Annotated in this window: 20 protein-coding genes; 10 read left to right on the forward strand and 10 right to left on the reverse strand. The window is 71.4% G+C overall.

The window, feature by feature from the left end:
• Positions 1-42: 42 nt before the first annotated feature.
• The 3 genes from C6N31_RS22925 to C6N31_RS22935 all read left to right on the forward strand — a co-directional run bounded on the left by C6N31_RS22925 (position 43) and on the right by C6N31_RS22935 (position 2,067).
• On the forward strand, positions 43-909 hold the full coding sequence (locus tag C6N31_RS22925; RefSeq protein ID WP_198358075.1) for an AraC family transcriptional regulator: 867 nt from the start codon (positions 43-45) through the stop codon (positions 907-909).
• Positions 910-1,006: 97 nt separating this feature from the next.
• Positions 1,007-1,759 (forward strand): AzlC family ABC transporter permease, encoded by a 753-nt coding sequence (locus C6N31_RS22930; RefSeq protein ID WP_198358076.1) that lies wholly within the window; start codon positions 1,007-1,009, stop codon positions 1,757-1,759.
• Complete coding sequence (locus C6N31_RS22935; RefSeq protein ID WP_138358577.1) at positions 1,756-2,067, forward strand: AzlD domain-containing protein; 312 nt, start codon at positions 1,756-1,758, stop codon at positions 2,065-2,067. The genes C6N31_RS22930 and C6N31_RS22935 overlap by 4 nt, the downstream gene beginning before the upstream one ends.
• Positions 2,068-2,103: 36 nt before the next feature.
• Here the strand turns inward: C6N31_RS22935 and C6N31_RS22940 are convergent, their stop codons facing one another.
• The 3 genes from C6N31_RS22940 to C6N31_RS22950 form a co-directional block, all read right to left on the reverse strand.
• A complete protein-coding gene (locus C6N31_RS22940) occupies positions 2,104-3,018 on the reverse strand; it encodes a hypothetical protein (RefSeq protein ID WP_198358077.1) in 915 nt (304 codons plus the stop codon).
• A 126-nt stretch (positions 3,019-3,144) separates the two neighbouring features.
• Positions 3,145-4,524, reverse strand: a complete 1,380-nt coding sequence (locus tag C6N31_RS22945) for a chloride channel protein (RefSeq protein WP_198358078.1) — start codon at positions 4,522-4,524, stop codon at positions 3,145-3,147.
• Complete coding sequence (locus C6N31_RS22950) at positions 4,521-5,084, reverse strand: potassium channel family protein (RefSeq protein ID WP_138358571.1); 564 nt, start codon at positions 5,082-5,084, stop codon at positions 4,521-4,523. The genes C6N31_RS22945 and C6N31_RS22950 overlap by 4 nt, the downstream gene beginning before the upstream one ends.
• Before the next feature lie 138 nt (positions 5,085-5,222).
• Between C6N31_RS22950 and C6N31_RS22955 the strand changes: the two genes are divergently transcribed.
• The 4 genes from C6N31_RS22955 (at position 5,223) to recX (ending at position 8,525) form a co-directional block, all read left to right on the forward strand.
• Positions 5,223-5,417 (forward strand): DUF3046 domain-containing protein, encoded by a 195-nt coding sequence (locus tag C6N31_RS22955; RefSeq protein WP_138358569.1) that lies wholly within the window; start codon positions 5,223-5,225, stop codon positions 5,415-5,417.
• A gap of 114 nt (positions 5,418-5,531) precedes the next feature.
• A complete protein-coding gene (locus C6N31_RS22960; protein ID WP_138358589.1) occupies positions 5,532-6,617 on the forward strand; it encodes an AI-2E family transporter in 1,086 nt (361 codons plus the stop codon).
• 215 nt (positions 6,618-6,832) lie between these two features.
• On the forward strand, positions 6,833-7,951 hold the full coding sequence (recA, locus tag C6N31_RS22965; protein ID WP_138358567.1) for a recombinase RecA: 1,119 nt from the start codon (positions 6,833-6,835) through the stop codon (positions 7,949-7,951).
• 4 nt (positions 7,952-7,955) lie between these two features.
• Entirely contained in the window at positions 7,956-8,525 is a 570-nt protein-coding gene (gene recX / locus C6N31_RS22970) for a recombination regulator RecX (protein ID WP_138358565.1), read from the forward strand.
• Positions 8,526-8,631: 106 nt separating this feature from the next.
• Here the strand turns inward: recX and C6N31_RS22975 are convergent, their stop codons facing one another.
• The 5 genes from C6N31_RS22975 to C6N31_RS22995 all read right to left on the reverse strand — a co-directional run bounded on the left by C6N31_RS22975 (position 8,632) and on the right by C6N31_RS22995 (position 14,185).
• On the reverse strand, positions 8,632-10,317 hold the full coding sequence (locus C6N31_RS22975) for an FAD-dependent monooxygenase (RefSeq protein ID WP_198358079.1): 1,686 nt from the start codon (positions 10,315-10,317) through the stop codon (positions 8,632-8,634).
• Between the two features lie 310 nt (positions 10,318-10,627).
• Positions 10,628-11,479 carry an amino acid ABC transporter permease gene (locus C6N31_RS22980; RefSeq protein ID WP_138358561.1) on the reverse strand — a complete coding sequence of 284 codons (852 nt, stop codon included), beginning with the start codon at positions 11,477-11,479 and terminating at the stop codon, positions 10,628-10,630.
• Entirely contained in the window at positions 11,476-12,123 is a 648-nt protein-coding gene (locus tag C6N31_RS22985) for an amino acid ABC transporter permease (protein ID WP_138358559.1), read from the reverse strand. Before C6N31_RS22985 ends, C6N31_RS22980 begins: the two co-directional genes overlap by 4 nt.
• 207 nt (positions 12,124-12,330) lie before the next feature.
• Entirely contained in the window at positions 12,331-13,254 is a 924-nt protein-coding gene (locus tag C6N31_RS22990; protein ID WP_138358557.1) for a glutamate ABC transporter substrate-binding protein, read from the reverse strand.
• A 154-nt stretch (positions 13,255-13,408) separates the two neighbouring features.
• Positions 13,409-14,185 carry an amino acid ABC transporter ATP-binding protein gene (locus C6N31_RS22995; RefSeq protein WP_138358555.1) on the reverse strand — a complete coding sequence of 259 codons (777 nt, stop codon included), beginning with the start codon at positions 14,183-14,185 and terminating at the stop codon, positions 13,409-13,411.
• Between the two features lie 293 nt (positions 14,186-14,478).
• Here C6N31_RS22995 and C6N31_RS23000 point away from each other — a divergent pair, with 293 nt between their 5' ends.
• Together C6N31_RS23000 and C6N31_RS23005 are read left to right on the forward strand one after the other, a co-directional pair.
• Complete coding sequence (locus C6N31_RS23000) at positions 14,479-15,213, forward strand: response regulator transcription factor (protein WP_138358553.1); 735 nt, start codon at positions 14,479-14,481, stop codon at positions 15,211-15,213.
• Positions 15,214-15,230: 17 nt separating this feature from the next.
• Entirely contained in the window at positions 15,231-16,637 is a 1,407-nt protein-coding gene (locus C6N31_RS23005) for a sensor histidine kinase (protein WP_138358551.1), read from the forward strand.
• A gap of 92 nt (positions 16,638-16,729) precedes the next feature.
• Here the strand turns inward: C6N31_RS23005 and C6N31_RS23010 are convergent, their stop codons facing one another.
• Together C6N31_RS23010 and C6N31_RS23015 are read right to left on the reverse strand one after the other, a co-directional pair.
• Complete coding sequence (locus C6N31_RS23010) at positions 16,730-18,736, reverse strand: bifunctional serine/threonine-protein kinase/glutamate ABC transporter substrate-binding protein (RefSeq protein WP_198358080.1); 2,007 nt, start codon at positions 18,734-18,736, stop codon at positions 16,730-16,732.
• Positions 18,737-18,781: 45 nt separating this feature from the next.
• Positions 18,782-19,765, reverse strand: coding sequence for a TAXI family TRAP transporter solute-binding subunit (locus C6N31_RS23015; protein ID WP_138358549.1), 984 nt, complete (start codon positions 19,763-19,765; stop codon positions 18,782-18,784).
• A 151-nt stretch (positions 19,766-19,916) separates the two neighbouring features.
• Between C6N31_RS23015 and miaB the strand changes: the two genes are divergently transcribed.
• Entirely contained in the window at positions 19,917-21,404 is a 1,488-nt protein-coding gene (gene miaB / locus C6N31_RS23020) for a tRNA (N6-isopentenyl adenosine(37)-C2)-methylthiotransferase MiaB (RefSeq protein ID WP_164293692.1), read from the forward strand.
• Positions 21,405-21,425 lie beyond the last annotated feature (21 nt).

The raw sequence follows: 21,425 nt of genomic DNA on the forward strand, positions 1-21,425 counted from the left end.
GGCCGTTCCGCGGGGTTCCAGGCCCGGACGCAGAATGGGTTCATGGCACGACGCGAACCGGCACCCGAGCAGGCACGGCACTGGCAGCATCCGCAGCTGCCGGGCGTGGACCTGCTGCGCGCCCGGTACGTCAGCCACACCTTCTCCCGGCACTCCCACGACGGATATGTGATCGCGGCGGTCACCAAGGGCGTCGAGGGCATCGGCATGCCCGGCGGCGACCTCCGCGCGGGCGCGGGCGGGGTCGTCCTCATCAATCCCGAGACGCCGCACTCCGCGTACGCGGGGACCGAGGACGGCTGGAGCTACCGCGTCCTCTACCCGAGCATCGACGTGGTGGCGGCCGTCGCCGCCGAGACGACCGGCCGGAACGGCACCCCGGCGTTCACCGACACCGTCCTCGACGACCCGGACTGCGCCCGGCAGATCGCGGACATCCACGCCGCCGCGGAACGCGACAACGCGCTCGCGGCCGACACCCTGCTGCGGGTCGCCGTCGCCGGGCTGCTGCGCCGCTACGGCGCGGACCCCGTCGCGCCGGGCGCGCTGCCGTCCGCCGGTGCGCTGGCCGCCGGGCGGGCCAGGGAACTGCTCGTCGAGCGGATCGCGTGCCCGCCGACGCTGGACCAACTGGCCGCGGAACTCGGCACCAAGCCGTTCGCGCTGCTGCGCGCGTTCAAGAGCGCCTACGGGCTGCCGCCGCACGCCTGGCTGACCGGCGAGCGGGTGCGGGCGGCCCGCCGGATGCTCGACACCGGGACCCCGCCCGCCGAAGCGGCACTCGCGGTGGGGTTTACCGACCAGCCTCATCTGAACCGGCACTTCACCCGCATCGTGGGTGTACCCCCGGGCGCCTACCGGCGCGAACGCGCAAGAACGTACAAGACAGGCGAGGACCTCGCTCCCTAACGTTCGTGGAGTGACACGAGCAGCACACATACACAGTTCTCAGGCGGAGCCGTCGGAGTCCTCGGATGCGACGGAGTCTTCGGACGCGTCCGAGGCGTTGGAGACGTTGCAGGCGCCGGAACCTGCGACGAGGCCGACGTCCGCCGTGGTCCGTGACGCGCTGGCCGTCGGTGTCGCCGTCGGCCTGTCCGGGTTCGCCTTCGGCGTGACCTCGGCCGGGGCCGGTCTGACCGTCGCGCAGACCTGCGCGCTCTCCTTGCTGGTCTTCAGCGGCGCCTCGCAGTTCGCCCTGGTCGGCGCGCTGGGCGCGGGCGGCAGCCCGTTCGCGGCGGCAGCCGGTGCGTTCTTCCTCGGCGCGCGCAACGCGTTCTACGGGCTGCGGCTGTCGCAGCTGCTGCGCCTTCCCCGGGCGGTGCGCCCGTTCGCCGCCCAGTGGGTGATCGACGAGACCTCCGCCGTCACCCTGGCGCAGCCCGACCGGCGCAGCGCGCGGGTCGGCTTCACCGTCACCGGCGTCACCATCTACCTGCTGTGGAACCTGACCACGCTCCTGGGCGCGCTCGGCGCCTCCGCGCTGGGCGACCCGGCCGGCTGGGGGCTGGACGCGGCAGGTCCCGCCGTCTTCCTCGCGCTGCTCGCGCCCATGTTGAAGGGCCGCCGAGAGCGCACAGTGGCCGGGCTCGCCGTCATCCTCGCCCTGGCCTGTGTGCCGCTGCTGCCCGCCGGAGTGCCGGTACTCGTCGCGGCACTCGCCGCACCGATCGTCCTGATCGCCGCACGCCGCGGGACGGCACGCGAGGACGCCGCCGATGCCACCACCACCGCACAGCGGACGGAGAAGGACCGATGACCACCTGGATCGCGATCGGTGTGACCGCCTTCGGCTGCTACGCGGTGAAGCTGCTCGGCCTCTCCGTGCCCGCCGGGATCCTGGAGCGGCCGCTGGTGAAGCGGCTCGCCGCCCTCGTCCCGCTCGCTCTGCTCGCCGCTCTCACCGCGCTGCAGACGTTCAGCACCAGCGAGCTGAAACTCGTCGTCGACGCCCGCGCGGCCGGGCTCGCCGCGGCGGCGGTGGCGCTGCTGCTGCGCGCACCGTTCCTGGTCGTGATCGGTGCGGCGGTCCTGGTGACCGCCGCCGTACGGGCCCTGACCGGCTGACCCGCTGACCGGCCGATCGAACCGCCCGACCACGTTTCAGATGATGGGGCGGCCGTAGGCGCGCAGTGTCCGCAGGGCCTCGATGGTGATGATCGGCCGCCACTCCAGCCGGGTGCCCGGCGCCCATGCGCGCCAGCGCATCGGCCAGCCGCCGTCCTCGCCCTGCTCCGCCGTCAGGAAGTCCAGCGACCGTTCCAGCTCCGCGTCGGTGAACCACTGCCGGGCCAGCGAATCCGGGCCGCGGGCGTAGTCGTACGCGAAGTGGTACTCGCCCGGCGCGTATCCGGCGGGCAGCGGATACCGGTCCGCGCGGTCCGGATCCAGCACCACCAGCTGCTGCTCGCGCACCAGCTTCCCCAGCCGGTGCGCCGCGTCCCGTGCCCGCGCCCGGTCGGGGACGGCGTCCAGGAACGCAACCGCCGCCTCGACCTCGTACGGATGCGTCGCGTCCAGTGCCTCGATCGCCGCCCAGCAGAAGTCCGTGGCCCGGAACAGCCACGCGTGCCACACCCCGTTGTCGTGCAGCGTTCCCACCACAGGACCCGTCGCCAGCAAGGAGCCCTTCGGGGCCTCGACGACCGGGATCCACGGTGCCGCCGGATAGCCCCGCAGCGACGGATGCACCGCGGGCAGCGCCCCCTCCGCCGTCGACACCTCCGTCAGATACCGGCACACCCGCTCGGCCCGCTGCCCCCCGCACCGCCCGATCCCGTCGAGCACGCGCAACGCGTGCGCCGTGGGCAACGGCTGGCTCACCGGCCCCCGCAGATCCGGCTCCAGGGCGTGCCCGAAGCCGCCGTCGTCGTTGCGGTAGGCGTTCAGCGCGGTCTCGACCGCCTCGGCCGCCGCGTCCGACCCGTCGAGGAAGTGGAAGGTGAACCTGCGCTGCTCGAGCACGCGCGCGGTCTGCCACACGAAGTGCTCTGCGCGCGCGAGGGGAGTTCCTGGCATGTCCGCACAGTAGGGCGCCTTCCCCGCAGTGCATACGCCTGGCACAAGGGAGCACCCGGCCGTGCGACCCCAAGCCCCCATGTGCGGGATCCTCCCGCCCCGAAGTTGACGATTCCGGCGGGCTCCTCAGGCCTTCGCGGGGTCGGGAGCCGATGCCGGGACCGGGGTCGGCGGTGCCGGCCCGGGCCAGGACGGCAGCAGCTCCGTGGTGACGAAGGCGACGACGGCCGCCAGGATCACGACCGGCATCATGGCCGAGCTGTCGAGCAGCAGGACCACGAGCACCACACTGCTGACCGGCAGCCGCAGGGCGCTGGCCGCCGAGGCCGCCATTCCCGCCGCCAGGGCCGAAATGAGCCCCAGGCCCGGAAGAGGCGCGCACAGGACGCCCGCGGCGGCCCCGAGGAAGAGCGCGGGGAAGATGGGGCCGCCTCGCAGGCTGCCGAGACAGAGCGCGTACGCGGTGCCCTTGAACAGCAGGACGGCGACGAGCGCCCCGATCCCCCAGGCGTGCGGGTCGCCGGCCATCGCGGTGAGCGTGCTCTGGCCCGACGAGGCGACCTCGTCGGGCGCGCGGTCGGTGATCAGCGCGTAGAGGGCGGCGCAGCCCGCCGCGCCCAGCGCGCACAGCACCGTCCGGGGGAACGTCCGTACCGGGACGAACGCCGCGGTCAGCCGGCCCGCGCCCAGCACCAGGTGCACGAAGGTGCCGATGGCCACGGCCATGAGCAGCGACCAGAGGACGTCCCCCGCGTCCAGCCGGGGAAAGGGGGTGGGCAGCTTCAGCGCCAGGCTGCCGGTCTGCAGCCCGGTCCACCGTCCGAAGCCGGTGAACACCAGCGCCCCCACCCCGCTGGACAGCAGGGCCGGCAGCATGACGGCGAACAGCTGTGGACCACCGACCCCCGCCACCTCGATGAGCAGCACGGCCGCGATCAGCGGGTTGCCGAAGATGGCCGCGATGGCCGCGGCGGCGCCGGCCGCGCCCAGAAGGGCCGTGCTCTGCGGGGTCGCCGCGCCCCGGGCGAGGTTTCTGAAGAGCAGCGCCAGGCCGCTGCCGAGCGCGATCAGCGGCGCCTCGGGTCCCAGGACCGCGCCGAACGGCAGACTCGCCATCGCGGCGAGCAGCACACCGGGCAGCGCGATGGGCGACGCGCCTCCGACGTGCAGTCCGGAGGCGGGGATGTGCCCGCCCCCGCCGGGCAGCCGCGTGGCGATCAGGCCGACACAGACACCGGCGATCGCGAGGAGGGGCAGCGGCCACCACCACGGCGGGGTGTCCCAGCCCCAGGCATGCGGGATATCGGCCCACAGCACGTGTTCCAGCTGGTGCATCCCGACGAGGAACCAGAACGCGGCAAGGGACACCGGGATGCCGATGAGGGCGCAGAGGACGAGCGACTTGAGGTAGCCCGGCGTCAGCAGGATGGCCCGCAACAGGTCCGGTTCCTCCGGCTGCGCCTCGCCGTCCGCGGCTGCCGCCGTCCGGGGTTTCGGTTCCGTCATGGGCCGTCCTCCGGGAGTTCCGACGGGGTGGGCGATGCCGTCCCCCGCCGCCGCAGCCCGATCCGGACCGCGCCGAAGAGAACTTTCGCGATCAGGCCCACCAGGATCAGATCGGCGATCATCTGCACCGTGGTCAGCACACGGCTGAGCTCCGTGACGGGCGAGATGTCCCCGAAGCCCACCGTCGCGAACACCGTGACGGTGAAATAGAGCGCGTCGGTCCGGTTCAGTGGCTCCGAGAACGATGCCGGCCGGTCCCTGGCGACCAGGAAGTACGTCGAGGAGAACAGCAGCAGGAACAGCGGCACGGCGGTGGCCAGCGCCTCGATGGCGCGCAGCCCGGGATACGCCGCATGAGTGACGGCGACCACCTGCCAGGCGATCAGGCAGCCGAAAGCGATCAGGCCCAGAGCGAGCAGAGTGGCAGTGGTCGCGTTGAGCGCGCGGTCCAGCGGCGCCAGGTAGTACAGCCAGGTGAGCAGTACGGCCGAGGCCGCAGAGCGGAGCAGACATCCCACCAGAACCCGCCGGCGCTGCCGCGTGATGGGGATGCCGCTCATCACCTCTCCTCACAATGGGCCTCGGCGGCCCTGCGGCCATTGCAACACCCACCCCAGCCCCCCGCACCTCGCGCTCCACCCCCCGCCCCCGTCCGCCCGCCCCCCTTCGCACCGCTCGTGGCGCGGGATACTGGGCGCATGAAGTTGACGGTGTTCTGGGAGCGGATGCGGGCGCAGTTCGGGGAGGGGTATGCGGATTCGTTTGCCCGGGATCATGTGATGGCGGAGCTCGGCGGGCGGACGGTGTGGGAGGCGCTGGACTCGGGGTGGGAGGCCAAGGACGTGTGGCGGGCGGTCTGTACGGCGATGGATGTGCCGGCCGGACGGCGCTGAGACCGCGGAGGGTTGGTCCCGGACTTTCCGCCCCGCGCGTTCAGACTGGGGTTCGTGTCAGGAACCGGCGAGAGCACCGTTCAGAAAGAGGAGCCACCGGCTCCGCGTGCGGGGATGCCGCGGTGGCTGCCGCGCGCGATGATGCTGGCGCTGGTGCTGGTGGGCTGCTTCCAACTGGCCGGCTGGGCGTTCCACCAGGTGACCGGGCTGCTGATCAACATCCTGATCGCGTTCTTCGGCGCGCTGGCCGTCGAGCCGGCGGTGGACTGGATGGCGGCGCGCGGGATGCGGCGCGGGGTGGCCACGGGGCTGGTCCTGCTGGGGGCGATCGTCGCGGTCGCGGTGTTCGTGGTGGCGCTCGGCTCGCTGCTCGTGGACCAGATCACGACGATCGCCGACAACTTCCCGCAGTACGTGAACGACGTCGTGGTGTGGCTCAACCAGAACTTCCACACGAAGCTGGACGTCGGGAAGCTGCAGGACAACGTGCTGCACTCCGACTGGCTGCGCAACTACCTGCAGAACAGCGCGGGCAATATGTGGGGGCTGTCGGCCACGGTCCTCGGGGGCGTCTTCCAGCTCTTCACCGTGGTGCTGTTCGCGTTCTACTTCGCGGCCGACGGACCTCGGCTGCGCCGGGCGCTGTGCTCGGTGCTGCCGCCGGCGCGGCAAGCGGAGGCGCTGCGGGCCTGGGAGATCGCGGTCGCCAAGACGGGCGGGTACATCTACTCGCGGGCGCTGATGGCGCTGGTGTCGGGCGTCGCGCACTACGTCCTGCTGCAGGTGCTGGGGGTGCCGTACGCCCCGGCGCTGGCGGTGTGGGTGGGGCTGGTGTCGCAGTTCGTGCCGACGGTCGGGACGTATCTCGCGGGCGCGCTGCCGATGCTGATCGCGTTCACCGAGGACCCGTGGGACGCGCTGTGGGTGCTGTGCTTCGTCGTGGTCTACCAGCAGTTCGAGAACTACGTGCTGCAGCCGCGGATCACGGCGAAGACCGTGGACATCCACCCGGCCGTCGCCTTCGGGTCGGTCGTCGCCGGTACCGCGCTGCTGGGGGCGGTCGGCGCGCTGGTCGCGATCCCGGTGACCGCGACGCTGCAGGGGTTCTTCGGGGCGTACGTGAAGCGGTACGAGGTGACGGACCCGAGGGCGCACGGGCCGCGGCGGCGGCCCTGGCTGCGGAGAAGGCATCGGACGTGAGACATCCGCCCGGGGAGAGAAGACATCGCACCATCGCCCCTGAGGCCCCGCGTGTCGCTTGACACGAAAATCGAACATCCATTCTCATGGGTGGTCCGGGCCGGTTATCCGCGGAGGTTTTCCACAGCTCGGAGCGACGGCCGGGCGCATTGTCAGTGGCAGGGACTAGCGTCATGGACGTGAAGCGATCGACTCAAACATCCCGGGTGGAGCCCATGGCAGGTAACGACCGCGAGAAGGCGCTGGACGCCGCGCTCGCACAGATTGAACGGCAGTTCGGCAAGGGCGCGGTCATGCGCCTCGGCGACAAGCCGAACGACCCCATTGATGTCATCCCCACCGGGTCGACCGCACTGGACGTGGCACTCGGCGTCGGCGGTATCCCGCGTGGCCGTGTGGTGGAGGTGTACGGGCCGGAGTCCTCCGGCAAGACCACCCTCACGCTGCACGCGGTGGCCAACGCGCAGAAGGCCGGCGGCACGGTGGCGTTCGTCGACGCCGAGCACGCGCTGGACCCCGAGTACGCCAAGGCGCTCGGTGTCGACACGGACAACCTGCTGCTCTCCCAGCCGGACACCGGCGAGCAGGCGCTGGAGATCGTGGACATGCTGGTCCGCTCCGGCGCGATCGACCTCATCGTGATCGACTCCGTGGCCGCCCTCGTGCCGCGGGCCGAGATCGAGGGCGAGATGGGTGACTCGCACGTGGGTCTGCAGGCCCGGCTGATGAGCCAGGCGCTGCGCAAGATCACCGGTGCGCTGCACCAGTCCAACACCACGGCGATCTTCATCAACCAGCTCCGCGAGAAGATCGGTGTGATGTTCGGCTCGCCGGAGACCACCACCGGTGGCCGCGCGCTGAAGTTCTACGCCTCCGTACGACTCGACATCCGCCGTATCGAGACGCTCAAGGACGGTACGGACGCGGTCGGCAACAGGACCCGCGTCAAGGTCGTCAAGAACAAGGTCGCACCGCCCTTCAAGCAGGCGGAGTTCGACATCCTCTACGGCCACGGCATCAGCAAGGAGGGTGGCCTGATCGACATGGGTGTCGAGCACGGCTTCGTCCGCAAGGCCGGTGCCTGGTACACGTACGAGGGCGACCAGCTCGGCCAGGGCAAGGAGAACGCCCGTAACTTCCTCAAGGACAACCCGGACCTCGCCGACGAGATCGAGAAGAAGATCAAGGACAAGCTCGGCATCGGTGTCCGGACCGTAGCCCCCGGCGTGGAGCCGGGCGCGGACGCGGCGGGTCCGGCGGCCGATCCCGCCAAGGCCGAGGTTCCGGCGCCCAAGACGGTGAAGGCGACCAAGGCCACCGCGGCCAAGGCCTGAGGCCGTGGCGAGTCGGTACCCCGATCGCGGCGGCTCTTCCGAGTCGAGGGCCTCGAAAGAGCCGCCGCTCAGCCCGGAGGAGCAGGCGCGGGCGTTGTGCCTGCGCCTGCTCACCGGGAATCCCCGCACGCGTAAACAGCTCGCCGACGCGATGCGCAAGCGGGAGATCCCGGACGACGTGGCGGAGCAGCTGCTGGAGCGGTTCCAGGAAGCCGGCCTGATCGACGACCAGGCGTTCGCCAACGCCTGGGTGGAGTCCCGGCACCGCGGGCGGGGCCTCGCCCGCCGGGCGCTGGCGAGGGAGCTCCAGACCCGCGGGGTGGACGCGGAGCTGGTCACCGAGGCGGTGGGCCAGCTCGACTCCGACCAGGAGGAGGAGCGGGCCCGCGAGCTGGTGGACCGCAAGTTGCGGACCACCCGCGGGCTGGAACGTGACAAGCGGCTGCGCCGCCTCGCCGGAATGCTCGCCCGCAAGGGTTACCCGGAGGGCCTCGCCCTCCGGGTGGTCCGCAGGGCCCTGGAGCAGGAGGGCGAGGACGAGCCGGATGTCCTGGAGTACCTCCCGCTGGGATGACCTCCCGCTGGAATGACGTCCCGCTGGAACACCTGCCGCTCACGCCCACTCCTGCCCGTTCCCGGCCGCTCATCGCCCGGGAACGGACTGCCGCTGGGGCGGCGGATCAGGGCGTCCGGCCGCTGACCGGTTCGTCCTGCGGTGCGGTCCGGTGCGGGGGGCCGCCGCGGGCCAGGTCCGCGTAGGAGTACAGCTCGGCCGGGCGGCAGCCGACCATCGCCGTCACCAGATGGCCGTCCGGGCGGATCAGCAGCACGCTGTGCGCCGTCGCACCGGGATAGCTCTCGGTCACCAGCAGCTCGGCGCGCATCGGCAGCGCGGCGACCGCCGACGCGAGCCGTGGCATCAGACCGGCCGTCAGCCAGTGCCGGCTGTCCCACACACCGGTGCCCGGGGCGATCAGCATCACCAGCAGGTTCTGGCCCAGCCGGTCCCGCAGCCGGCCGACCGTGCCGTCCAGCGCCGTCACCGGCACATCGACGACCAGCCCGCCCGGGGGAGTGGCGCAGGTGGCGACCAGCGGTGATCCGGCGGTCTTGCCGCCGCCGCTGCCGCCCCCGCCCGGCCGCGGCGCGGGCAGGGCGAGCGGCGACCGGCCGTAGACCGGCGGGGACGCGGCGGATCCCCGGCCGAGGTGGCTGTCGGTCAGCAGCTCGGCGTGCCCGCGGGCGGATCCGGAGAGCAGCGAATGGCGGACCGTGTTCCAGGTCCCGCCGGCGCGTACCAGCGGCAGCGCCTGGTCGGTGGCGCGCAGCCGGGCCCCGACCGCCTCGCGCCGCTCGGCCTGATAGCTGTCGAGCAGGGTGTCGGACGCGCCCTCGTGCCAGGCGAGCGCGAGCTTCCAGGAGAGGTTCTCGGCGTCCCGCAGGCCCTCCTCCACGCCCTGGGCGCCCAGGGCGCCCATCAGGTGGGCGGCGTCGCCGGCGAGGAACGTCCGGCCCACCCGCCAGCGGCGGGCGAGCCGCTGGTGCACCGGGTACTCGGCGGAGCCGACCAGTTCGTACGGTACGACGCTGCCGCACCACGTGGTCAGGATGGAGCGGATCCGGGTCACCAGTTCGTCGGGGGTCAGCAGTTCGCCCCGGGCGGGCAGCAGCCAGTCGAAGCGCCACAGGCCGTCCGGCAGCGGACGGGCCGTCACCTCCTGGCCGGTGCCGGCGCCGGGCGGATCACGGTGCAGCAGGGCCACACCGGGTTCCGGGAGGTCGACGCGCAGCGCGGCGACGGCGTGCCGGTCGACGGCGGTCTTCCCGGGGAAGCGCACCGCGAGCAGCTTGCGGACCGTCGAACGCGGCCCGTCGCAGCCCACCAGATAACTGCCCCGCCACCAGGTGCGGTCGGCGCCCCGGGTGTGCACGGTGACGCCGGTGGCGTCCTCGTCGACCGCGTCGACGCGGGAGCCGGTCACGATCCGCACGAGGCCGTGGCCGTGCAGGGTCTGCCGCAGGCCCCTTTCCAGCCGGTGCTGGGAGATGTGCACCGGGGACGGCTGGGCGGGCTCGTCGTCCGACGCGGGGCCGAAGTCGACGCGCAGCACCTCCTGCCGCCGGCGCAGGGTGCGCCATCCGGTCCAGGTGGTGCCGTCCGCGTACACCTGCGGATAGCCGAGCCGTTCCAGCAGGGCGGCGGTATCCGCACCCAGGACGGTGGTGCGTGGATGGCGCAGGTCGTCACGGGCGTCGGCCGGCCCCTCGGCTTCGTCGAGGACGATGGTCGGGACACCGCGTTTGGCCAGAGCGAGCGCGAGGGCGAGGCCCACAGGGCCCGCCCCCGCGACGATCACCGGGTCCACAGGGCGGTCCCCGGAAGATGTGCAGTCACGATACGTATGCAATCCACTGCGGGTGCGTGCGTCAAGTGACGGCGGAACGTCGGCGCGGTGCGAACCGACACACCGTCACTCCGCGAGCCGACGTACCGTCACTTCCGTCACCGGCCAGGCACCGATCAGGCACCGGTCAGGCACCGGTCAGGCACCGGTCAGGCACCGGTCAGGCACCGGTCAGGCACCGATCAGGAACCCATCCGTCACCGACGCACCGTCAATTCCAGCGCGGACGACGGCACATCCGCACCGACGCCGCATCGCCGTCACCCCGCCGTCACTCCGCCGTGGCGACCAGGGCCTCCGCCTCCGGCGTGGCCGGCGGCGCGCCCTTCGGGCTGCGGCGGGCGCGCTTCTCGACCCAGGTGGCGACGGCGGACAGGAGCATGCACATCGCGATGTAGATCGTGCCGATGACGAGCAGCACCTGGAAGTAGGGGTAGTTCCCGAGGGTCGGCGTGTTGCCCGCCAGGATCCGGCCGACGTACAGCAGTTCGGTGTAGGCGATCAGGTAGCCGAGCGAGGTGTCCTTCAGGGTCACCACGAGCTGGCTGATGATGCTGGGCAGCATGGCCCGAACGGCCTGCGGGACCAGAATGGTCAGCATGACCTGGGTCTTGCGCATGCCCAGCGCGTAGGCGGCCTCGCTCTGGCCCTTGGGCACGGAGTTGATGCCGGCCCGGAAGATCTCCGCCTGGACCGAGCCGTTGTAGAGCGTCAGACCGATGACCAGGGCCCAGAAGGGCTCGAAGACGGTCGCCCACAGCAGATAGATCATGATGATCAGCGGCAGTGCGCGGAAGAACTCCACGGCCGCCGAGGCGGCGATCCGCACCGGCTTGTGGTCCGAGAGCCGTCCGGCGGCGAACACGGTGGCCAGCAGCAGCGAGAAGACCGCCGCGAGGGCGAACGCCTTGAGGGTGGCGACCACGCCGTCCGTGATCTGCTGCTGGACCCCGGCGTACTGGAACAGGTCCCACATGTAGGACTTGAACTCGCCCTTGGAGTTGAGCCGCATGGCGAAGAAGACCAGCAGCCCGGCGAGCGCCAGGCTGCCGACGACCGTGTAGATCCGGTTGCGCAGCCGGGTCCTGGGGCCCGGGGCGTCGTACAGAACACTCGCCGTCATCGGGCCACCGCCAGCCGGTTCTCGAGCAACCGGAACAGGCCGCTGATCGCAAACGTGATGATCAGGTACGCGAGGGCGATCCAGATGAAGATCACGGTGAGGTTGAGCCCCTGGTCGCTCAGGAGCTTCTGGGTGGAGAACAGCTCGGTGACGCTGAAGGCGCCGGCGATCGCCGAGTTCTTGGTCAGCGCGATCATGAGGCTGCCGACCGGCGCGATGACCGTACGGGCCGCCTGCGGAAGGATGATCAGCCGCAGGATCTGGGTGAACGTCATCCCGATGCTGCGCGCGGCCTCGGCCTGGCCGAGCGGGACGGTGTTGACGCCGGAGCGCACCGCCTCGCAGACGAACGCCGAGGTGTAGAAGCCGAGCGCGAGCACCGCCAGCTGGTACGAGCTGAGGCCGGTCGTGAGGACCTCGGGCACGATGAAGGTGGCGACGAGGAACAGCAGGGTCAGCGGGGTGTTGCGCAGCAGCGTCACCCACAGCGTGCCGAAGGCCCGCAGCGGAGGCACCGGCGAGACCCGGAACGCGGCTATCAGCACCCCGAGCAGCAGGGCGAGCACCGCGCTGGCGCCGGTGAGCGACAGCGTGCCGAAGAACCCCTGGCGGAACAGGGCGAAGTTGTCGACCAGCACGTTCATCGTGGCTCACCTCGCCGGTTCGCTGGGGTCTGGCGGAAAGGCCAGGAAGGCATCGTCGGTCCAGGGCGTGCGGGGGGTACGACGGGTCGCGCCCCGGAGGGAAGCAGCATCGAGGTTGGCCTCACGAGGGCGTTGCGGCCCGCCGGCCGGCCGGCGGGCCGTCGCGGGAACGACGGTGCCGCGGCGGCCGGCCTGCGGGTCGGCTGATCAGTAGCGGTCGAGGGCCGGCGGCGCGGTGTACGGGGCGCCGGACAGGCCCAGCGTCGCGTCGTAGGCCTTCTTGTAGTCGCCGTTGTCCTGGTGCGCCTTCAGCGCGTCGCTGATCGCGTCACGCAGCGCCTTGTCGTCGTGCGCGAGGCCGACGCCGTACGGCTCCTGGGAGAACTGCTTGCCGACCACCCGGAACTTGCCGGGGGCCTGCGCCGCGTAGCCCTTGAGGATCGCGTCGTCGGTGGTGACCGCGTCGACCTGGCCGGTCTGGAGCTGCTGCACGCAGTCCGAGTACTTGCCGAGGGCGTTGACGACGGCTCCGTACTTCGGGTCCTTGATGCGCTCCAGCGGCGTGGAGCCGGTGATGCTGCAGACCTTCTTGCCCTTGAGGCTGTCCGGGCCGGTGATGTCGGTGTTGCTCTTGGCCACGAGCAGGTCCTGGCCGGCGATGTAGTACGGGCCGGCGAAGGAGATGTCCTTCTTGCGGGCGTCGTTGATCGTGAAGGTGCCGACGTAGTAGTCCGCGTCGCCCTTCTTGATCGCCGGCACGCGCAGGCTGGAGTCGAAGGTCTTCCACTCGATCTTGTCGGGACCGAAGCCGAGGTCCGCGGCGACCATCTTGGCGATCTCGATGTCGAAGCCGTTGCGGTCGTTGGAGCCGGGCGGCTGGAAACCGAGGAACGGCTGGTCGGACTTGACGCCGATGACCAGCTTGCCGCGCTGCTGAGCCTTCTTCAGTACGGCGGAGTCGAGCGTGACGCCCGTCTTCGGCGTGTACGTCGGCAGCTTCGGGGCGTCGGCGCCGGTGGTGGGCTTGGCGCCGGGCGCGGTCGGCGTGCCCTCCTTGCCGCCACAGGCGGTCGCGGAGGCGGTCAGCGCCAGGACGACGAGTCCGGCGGCGGCGGATTTACGGATATTCATGGGGACATCCCTTGCGTCGTCAGTCGTCAGTCGTCGGTCGTCAGTCATCGGTCATCAGTGCGTCGTCGTACGTCAGCCGTCGTACGTCAGCCGTCGGTCGGCCGTGGTGCGGGGCCGGCCGCGCGCAGGGGCGCCCGCCGGCCGTCAGGCAACGTCAGTGGTGAAGGATCTTCGAGAGGAAGTCCTTGGCGCGGTCGCTGCGCGGATTGCTGAAGAACTGCTCCGGCGTCGCTTCCTCGACGATCCGTCCGTCGGCCATGAAGACGACCCGGTTGGCGGCGGAGCGGGCGAAGCCCATCTCGTGCGTGACGACGATCATCGTCATGCCGTCCCGGGCGAGCTGCTGCATGACTTCCAGCACCTCGTTGATCATCTCCGGGTCGAGTGCGGAGGTGGGCTCGTCGAAGAGCATGACCTTGGGGTCCATCGCCAGCGCGCGGGCGATCGCGACCCGCTGCTGCTGTCCGCCGGAGAGCTGCGCGGGGTACTTGTCCGCCTGGACCCCCACGCCGACCCGGTCGAGCAGCTGCCGGGACCGGTCCTCGGCCGCCTTCTTGTCGGTCTTGCGGACCTTGACCTGCCCGAGCATCACGTTCTGCAGAACGGTCTTGTGCGCGAAGAGATTGAAGGACTGGAAGACCATGCCCACATCGGCACGCAGCCGGGCCAGTTCCCGCCCTTCCTGGGGAAGCGGCTTCCCGTCCACCGTGATGGAGCCCGAATCGATCGTCTCCAGCCGGTTGATGGTGCGGCACAGCGTGGACTTGCCGGACCCCGAAGGACCGATGACGACCACGACCTCACCGCGGGTGATCGTCAGGTCGATGTCCTGGAGCACGTGCAGCGCGCCGAAGTGCTTGTTCACGCCTCCCAGTACGACCAGGTCATCGGTCGCCGGCGCGGCGTCCTTGGTCACTGAGACTTCGGTCATCGGCCTGTGCTCCATCTTCGTCGGTCTGGCAGACCTTAGTGATGCATGATGACGAGCGTCATTACATCTGAGCTGAACTTGAGCATCACGATTCGGATACTCTCCGCCACGAGTGATGTGCCCTGTGTTGTCGTGCGTACCGGCTGGATAACAGTCCGCGGCAGGTACCGATGCCCCCTTGACGCGCCCCTCGCCGGTCGGTCTGTATTCCGGGTAGGTACCGGACGCCGGCCGACGGCGGGTGTCCGACCTGTGGCCGAACGATTGCCGATGTGGGAAAGGAGGGTGAACCGATGAGATTGCTGTTGGTGGAGGACGACGACCGGGTCGCCGCCGCACTGTCGGCCGTGCTCGCGAAGCACGGCTTCGACGTCACCCATGCCCGCAGCGGCGAGGAGGCGCTGCGCGCGCTGCTGCCCGCCCAGGGCCCGTCCTACGGGTGTGTGCTGCTCGACCTCGGCCTGCCCGACCAGGACGGTTTCGAGGTGTGCAGCCGGATCCGCCGGCGCACCTCCACCCCCGTGATCATGGTCACCGCCCGCGCCGATGTGCGGTCCCGGATCCATGGCCTGAACCTCGGCGCGGACGACTACGTCGTCAAGCCGTACGACACCGGTGAGCTGCTCGCCCGGATCCACGCGGTCGGCCGCCGGCCCCCGCTGCGGCCCGGTACGGAGTCCGCCGCCCCCGCGCCCGCCGACGGATCCGCTGCCGGTGAGCGGCCGCCGGCCGGCAGTCTGCAACTCGGCCCCGTCGACATCGAACTGCCCACCCGCCGCGTTATGGTGAGCGGCGAGCCGATCGCGCTCACCCGCAAGGAGTTCGACCTGCTGGCCCTGCTCGCCCAGCGGCCCGGGGTGGTCTTCCGCCGCGAGCAGATCATCAGCGAGGTCTGGCGCACCAGCTGGGAGGGGACGGGGCGCACCCTGGAGGTGCACGTCGCCTCGCTGCGTTCCAAGCTGCGGATGCCGTCCATGATCGAAACGGTGCGCGGGGTCGGTTACCGGCTCGTCGTTCCCGCCGCCTGAGATCCAGGACCCCGCCGTTGAGCTCGCGTCTTCTCCCCCTGCTGCTCGCGTTGATGGCGGGCGTCCTGCTGGCCCTGGGCTTTCCGCTGGCCGCGAGCATGGCCGCCGCGCAGCAGCAGCGCGTCGTCGTCGACCGCATCGACGACACCGCGCGCTTCGCGTCGCTCGCCCAGTTCGTCACCTCGCGCACCCCGCAGTCCGCGAGCGACGTCGGGGACGACGAGCGGCTGCACGCGCTGCGCTCCGAACTCAGCCGGTACGAGGAGCTGTACGGCATCCGCGTCGGTGTCTTCTACCGCGACGGCACCGCGATGGGTGTGGCGCCCGCGGACTGGAGACTCCCCGAAGCGGGGGAGGCGTACGGCGCCTACAGCGCGGCACTGGCCGGCCGCCGCAGCCATGACCCGGAGCAGGTCTGGCCGTGGCAGCGCCGCACGCTGGCCGTCGCCTCACCGATCATCCGCGACGGGGACGTCGTCGCCGTCGTCCTCACCGAATCGCCCACCGGGGCGCTGCGTTCGCGCATCCTGCACGGCTGGCTGCTGCTCGGCGCCGGTGAGCTGGCCGCGATGGCCATCGCCGTACTGTTCGCGTTCCGGCTCACCGGCTGGGTGCTGCGACCGGTCGCGATCCTCGACCGCGTCACACACGACATCGCCACCGGGCGGATGAAGTCCCGGGTCGCGGCGGCCGGCGGGCCGCCCGAACTGCGGCGGCTGTCCCGGTCGTTCAACGAGATGGCCGACAACGTCGAGCAGGTGCTCGAACAGCAGCGGGCCTTCGTCGCCGACGCCTCCCACCAGCTGCGCAATCCGCTGGCCGCGCTCATGCTGCGGATCGAGCTGCTCGGCTTCGAACTCCCCGAGGGCAACGCGGAGGTGGCCTCCGTCCAGGACGAGGGCAGACGGCTCGCCCAGGTCCTGGACGATCTGCTCGGCCTGGCGCTGGCGGAGCACGCGGACGCGGACCTCGCCCTCACCGACATCGCCGCACTCGTCGGCGAGCGCCTCGGCGCGTGGCGGCCGGTCGGGGCGCGGGAGGGCGTCGCCCTGGAGTACGCGGGCAAGACCGCGGTCACCGGCTGGTCCGATCCGGTCGCGCTGTCCAGCGCGCTGGACGCCGTCATCGACAACGCGCTGAAGTTCACACCGCGCGGCGGGCGGGTCCAGGTGCTGGTCGCGGGGGAGGGCGACGAGGTCGCCGTCACCGTCTCCGACGGCGGACCCGGTCTGACGGAGGAGGAGCTCGCCCGGATCGGCGACCGCTTCTGGCGCAGCCCCCGCCACCAGAACATCGACGGCTCCGGACTCGGTCTGTCCATCGCCCGCGTCCTGCTGAACCAGAGCGGCGGCCGGCTCTCCTTCGCGGCGAACGAGCCCACCGGCCTCGCCGTGACCCTCACGGTGCCGCGCTCGGCGCCGTAGAGCCCGGAGAGCCCGTAGGAGCCCTAGAGCCCAGAGCCGCAGGGCAAGCACGTAGCGGCCCCTCCAAGGGCCCGGAGAGGCGATCCCGGCCCTCAGCCGCACTCCGTCTGGTCGGGCGGCAGCTGGTCCGCCAGCTCCTTCGGGGCCAGCGGCTTCAGATAGGTGTTGTACGAGGACTTCCAGCGGCCCGAGGAGATCTCGTCCCTTATGGCGCCGCACACCGCGGCGCGCAGCGCCGGCTCGCCCCGGTGCAGGCCCACGCCGTACTGCTCGCTGCCGAACGGGGCGCCGAGCAGCCGCAGTTCCGTGGGGTGCTGGGCCCGGTAGCCGGCCAGGATGACATCGTCGGTGGAGACCGCGTCCACCGTGCCGGCCAGCAGGTCGGCGACGCACAACCCGTACGAAGCGCGCGGTTCCAGCACTATCCGCGGATACTCCGTGCGCAGCCGCGCCTCCGGCGTGGAGCCCTGCACGGTGCAGACCTTGTGACCGTCCAGGTCGGCGACGCCGTTCACGCCGGTCGACCGGGCCGGTACCAGGAAGTCCTGTCCTGCCACGTAGTACGGGCCGGCGAAGTCCACCGACTCCTTGCGCCCCTGGGTGATCGAGTAGCTGGCCACTATCAGGTCGACCTGCCCGGTGCTGAGCCGGTATTCGCGGCTCTGGGTGTTGACCACCTCGAACCGCACCGTGTCGAAGCCCAGATGTTTCGCGACCGCCCGCGCGATGTCGATGTCGAACCCGCGGAAGCCGCCGGCGGACTGTGCCGAACGCTCGCTGAGCCCCGGCTGGTCGCCCTTCACCCCGACCAGCAGGAAGCCGCGTTCCCGGGCCGCCCGCAGGGTCGCGGAGCTGTCGAGGGACGGGCCGGCGGCCGCGGTGAGCCGGTCCACGGTGAACCAGCCGGCGGTCACGAGCACGACCAGCGCCACTGCGGCGGCCGCCCACGCGCGGGGACCGCGGAGGCGGGCGGCGAGGCGGCGGGGCGGGACGGGTGCCCCCGGGTCCGCCGAACCGGACGGATCAGAAGGATGAGAAGGATCAGCTGAACCGGATGAAGCAGCTGAACCGGATGAAGCAGCCGAACCGGCTGCAGCGGTCGGAACGGGCGGGTCCGTCACGTCCGGCGGTTCCAGCGGGCCCGTGTCGGCACCGGTGCTCGTGACGCTGCCGCCCGCGGTCCACGGGGACTCCGTGACCGGCGGGTGGCCGTCCTCCGGGTAGAACGCCGTCGGATACTGCGGGGTCTCCTGCGCCACATGCTGCAGCAACTGCTCGGCCCGCTGCGCCGTCAGCCGCTCCAGCGGCTCCTTCACCAGCAGGCCCTCGATCAGCGGCCGCAGCGGGCCGCAGTACTCCATCGGCGGCGGCTCGTCCTCACGCACCGCCTCCAGGACCTCGTACGGGGTCGGCCCGCGGAAGGGCGCGCGTCCCTCGACCGTCTCGTACAGCGTCACCCCGAGCGACCACAGGTCGGCGGCGGGCGTCGCCTCGCGCGGTGACCGGCCGTGCGGGGTGCACAGCTCGGGTGCCAGGTACCGCGGGGTGCCGACGAGTTCGTGCAGCCGGGTCACCTGGGCCGCGCCCTCGAAGGTCGCGATGCCGAAGTCCATCAGCACCGCGCGCCCGTCCCGGCGGAACAGGATGTTGTGCGGCTTCACGTCCCGGTGCAGCACGCCTGCCGCGTGCACCGCGCGCAGCCCGCGCAGCACCTCCAGGCCGATCCTGGCCGTCTGCAGCGCGGCCAGCCGGCCGCGTTCCTGCAACTGGTCCGCGAGCGACCGCGGATTGACCTGCTCCATCACGATCCAGACCTGGCCGTCGGCCTCGATCACGTCGTGCACCGCCACCACGTGCTCATGCCCGATCCGGGCGATGGCCCGCGCCTCCCGGCGTGCCCGCTCCACCCACTGGGCCTGGGTGTCGGGGTCCACCGCGCCCCGGAACAGCAGTTCCTTCACGGCGACCTGGCACCCCAGCCGGTTGTCGTACGCCTCCCACACCACGCCCATACCGCCACGGCCCAGCGGGCGCTGCAGCTCGTACCGGCCGTCGACAAGAGTGTGGGGCCCGCCGTCTGGTGTACCCCCGTTTCGCATGCGTAGAGATTAGGGCCTATCCCCGGCAGTCGCGCGAGGGGCACCCTAGGGCTTTACCGACCGGTAGTAGCGGCTGGCGCCTTCGTGCAGTGGAAGGGGGTTGGTGAAGACGGCGGTGCGCAGGTCGACCAGCTGGGCGGCGTGGACCTTGTTGCCGATCTCGTCGCGGCTGTCGATGACCGCGCGGGTGAGCCGTTCGACGAGTCCGGTGTCCGCCCGGTCGGTGGTCACGAGCAGGTTGGCGACGGCGATGGTCGTGACGGCCGTGCCGTGCTGCATCGTCGGATAGGCGTCGGCGGGCATCACCGCCTGCCGGTAGTAGCCCATCGTGTCGCCCTTGGCGTGCAGCTTGTCCACGAGGTCGCCGAGCTGGACGAGCTTGACGTTGCTGGACGCCGCCAGATTCGTCACGGTGTTCGTCGGCAGGCCGCCGGACCAGAAGAACGCGTCGAGCTTGCCCGCCTTGAGCAGGCCGGGTGCCGTGTCGATGCCGACCGGCACCGCGGTGAGGTCCTTGGCCATGTCGAGCCCGGCGGCGTCCAGCAGCCGGCGGGCTATGAGGTGCACACCGGAGGCCGCCTGGCCCACCCCGACGCGCTTGCCGCGCAGATCGCGGGCGGAGCTGATCGGCGAGTCCCTGGGGACTATGAGCTGCATGTAGTCGTCGTACAGCCGCGCGCAGGCGCGCAGCCGGTCCTTGCCCGGGCCCTGGTAGTCCGCGACCGCGTCGGCGGCGGCGATCGTGAAGTCGGCCTGCCCCGAGGCGACGCGTTTCACGTTGTCGACCGAGCCCTGCGACTGGACGAGGTTCACCGCCACCCCTGGCAGCTGGTCCCGCAGATCGGTCTTGAGCATCTTCCCGTAGGTCTCGTACACCCCGGCGGCCACGCCGGTGGAGAACGAGACCGGTTCGTGCGGATACGACGGACCGCGGGACGGCAGCAGCCACCACAGGAGCAGCGCGAGTGCGGCGGCGGCCGCGAGGACCGACTGCAGCGCGCGGCGTCTGCCGATGTGGGGGACGTTCATGGTCCGGATCCTGCCAGGCGGGCGCCGCCGTGGGTAGGGCCGGCCCCGGGGGCCTGCCGCACGAGCGGGGCGGGAGGGGCCGAGGGGGCCGGGCCGCCCGCGGCTCTCCGTACCCCCGCGCCCCCCGTACCCTGGTTGGGTGAGCGGTGAGGTGGCTGGTTTGAGGACATACGAGGTCCGCACCTACGGGTGCCAGATGAACGTGCACGATTCGGAACGGCTGTCCGGCCTCCTGGAGGGCGCGGGCTATGTCCGCGCGCCCAAGGGAGCGGACGGGGCGGACGTCGTCGTCTTCAACACCTGCGCGGTGCGGGAGAACGCCGACAACCGGCTCTACGGCAACCTCGGCCAGCTCGCCCCGCAGAAGGCGGCCCGGCCGGGTATGCAGATCGCGGTCGGCGGCTGTCTCGCGCAGAAGGACCGCGACACCATCGTGAAGCGGGCCCCCTGGGTCGACGTGGTCTTCGGCACCCACAACATCGGCCGGCTGCCGGTGCTGCTGGAGCGGGCCAGGATCGCCGAAGAGGCGCAGGTCGAGATCGCCGAGTCGCTGGAGGCGTTCCCCTCCACGCTGCCGTCCCGCCGCGAGTCCGCCTACGCCGCGTGGGTCTCGGTCTCGGTGGGCTGCAACAACACCTGCACCTTCTGCATCGTGCCCGCGCTGCGCGGCAAGGAGGAGGACCGGCGGCCCGGCGACATCCTCGCCGAGGTGGAGGCGCTGGTCGCCGAGGGCGTCGTCGAGATCACCCTGCTCGGGCAGAACGTGAACGCGTACGGCTCGGGCATGGGCGACCGCGAGGCGTTCTCCAAGCTGCTGCGGGCGACCGGGCAGATCGAGGGGCTGGAGCGGGTGCGCTTCACCTCCCCGCACCCGCGGGACTTCACCGACGACGTGATCGCCGCCATGGCCGAGACGCCGAACGTGATGCACCAGCTGCACATGCCGCTGCAGTCCGGCTCCGACACCGTCCTCAAGGCGATGCGCCGCTCGTACCGGCAGGACCGTTACCTCGGCATCATCGAGAAGGTGCGCGCGGCCATGCCGGACGCCGCCATCTCCACCGACATCATCGTGGGCTTCCCGGGCGAGACCGAGGCGGACTTCGAGCAGACGATGCACGTGGTGCGCGAGGCGCGCTTCGCGCAGGCCTTCACCTTCCAGTACTCCAAGCGCCCCGGGACCCCGGCCGCCGACATGGACGGGCAGATCCCCAAGGAGGTCGTCCAGGAGCGCTACATGCGGCTGTCGGCGCTCCAGGAGGAGATCTCCTGGCAGGAGAACAAGACGCAGATCGGCCGCACGCTGGAGGTCCTGGTCGCCGAGGGCGAGGGCCGCAAGGACAAGGCGACGCACCGGCTGTCCGGCCGGGCCCCCGACAGCCGTCTGGTGCACTTCGAGAAGCCGGCGGGCACCGACCCGCGCCCCGGTGACATGGCCACGGTGGAGATCACCTACGCCGCCCCGCACCACCTGCTCGCCGAGCGCCCCGCGCTCTCCGTGCGGCGCACCCGGGCCGGCGACGCGTGGGAGCAGCGCAACGCCGCGCCCAAGGCGCCGGCCGGAGTGATGCTCGGGCTGCCGACGATCGGCGCTCCGGCGCCGTCGCCCGCGGTGGAGAGCGGCTGCGGGCTCGGCTGACGACAGCGTCCGATCACGGTT

Origin of the sequence: Streptomyces fildesensis, assembly GCF_016107395.1 — a bacterium.
Lineage (GTDB): Bacteria > Actinomycetota > Actinomycetes > Streptomycetales > Streptomycetaceae > Actinacidiphila > Actinacidiphila fildesensis.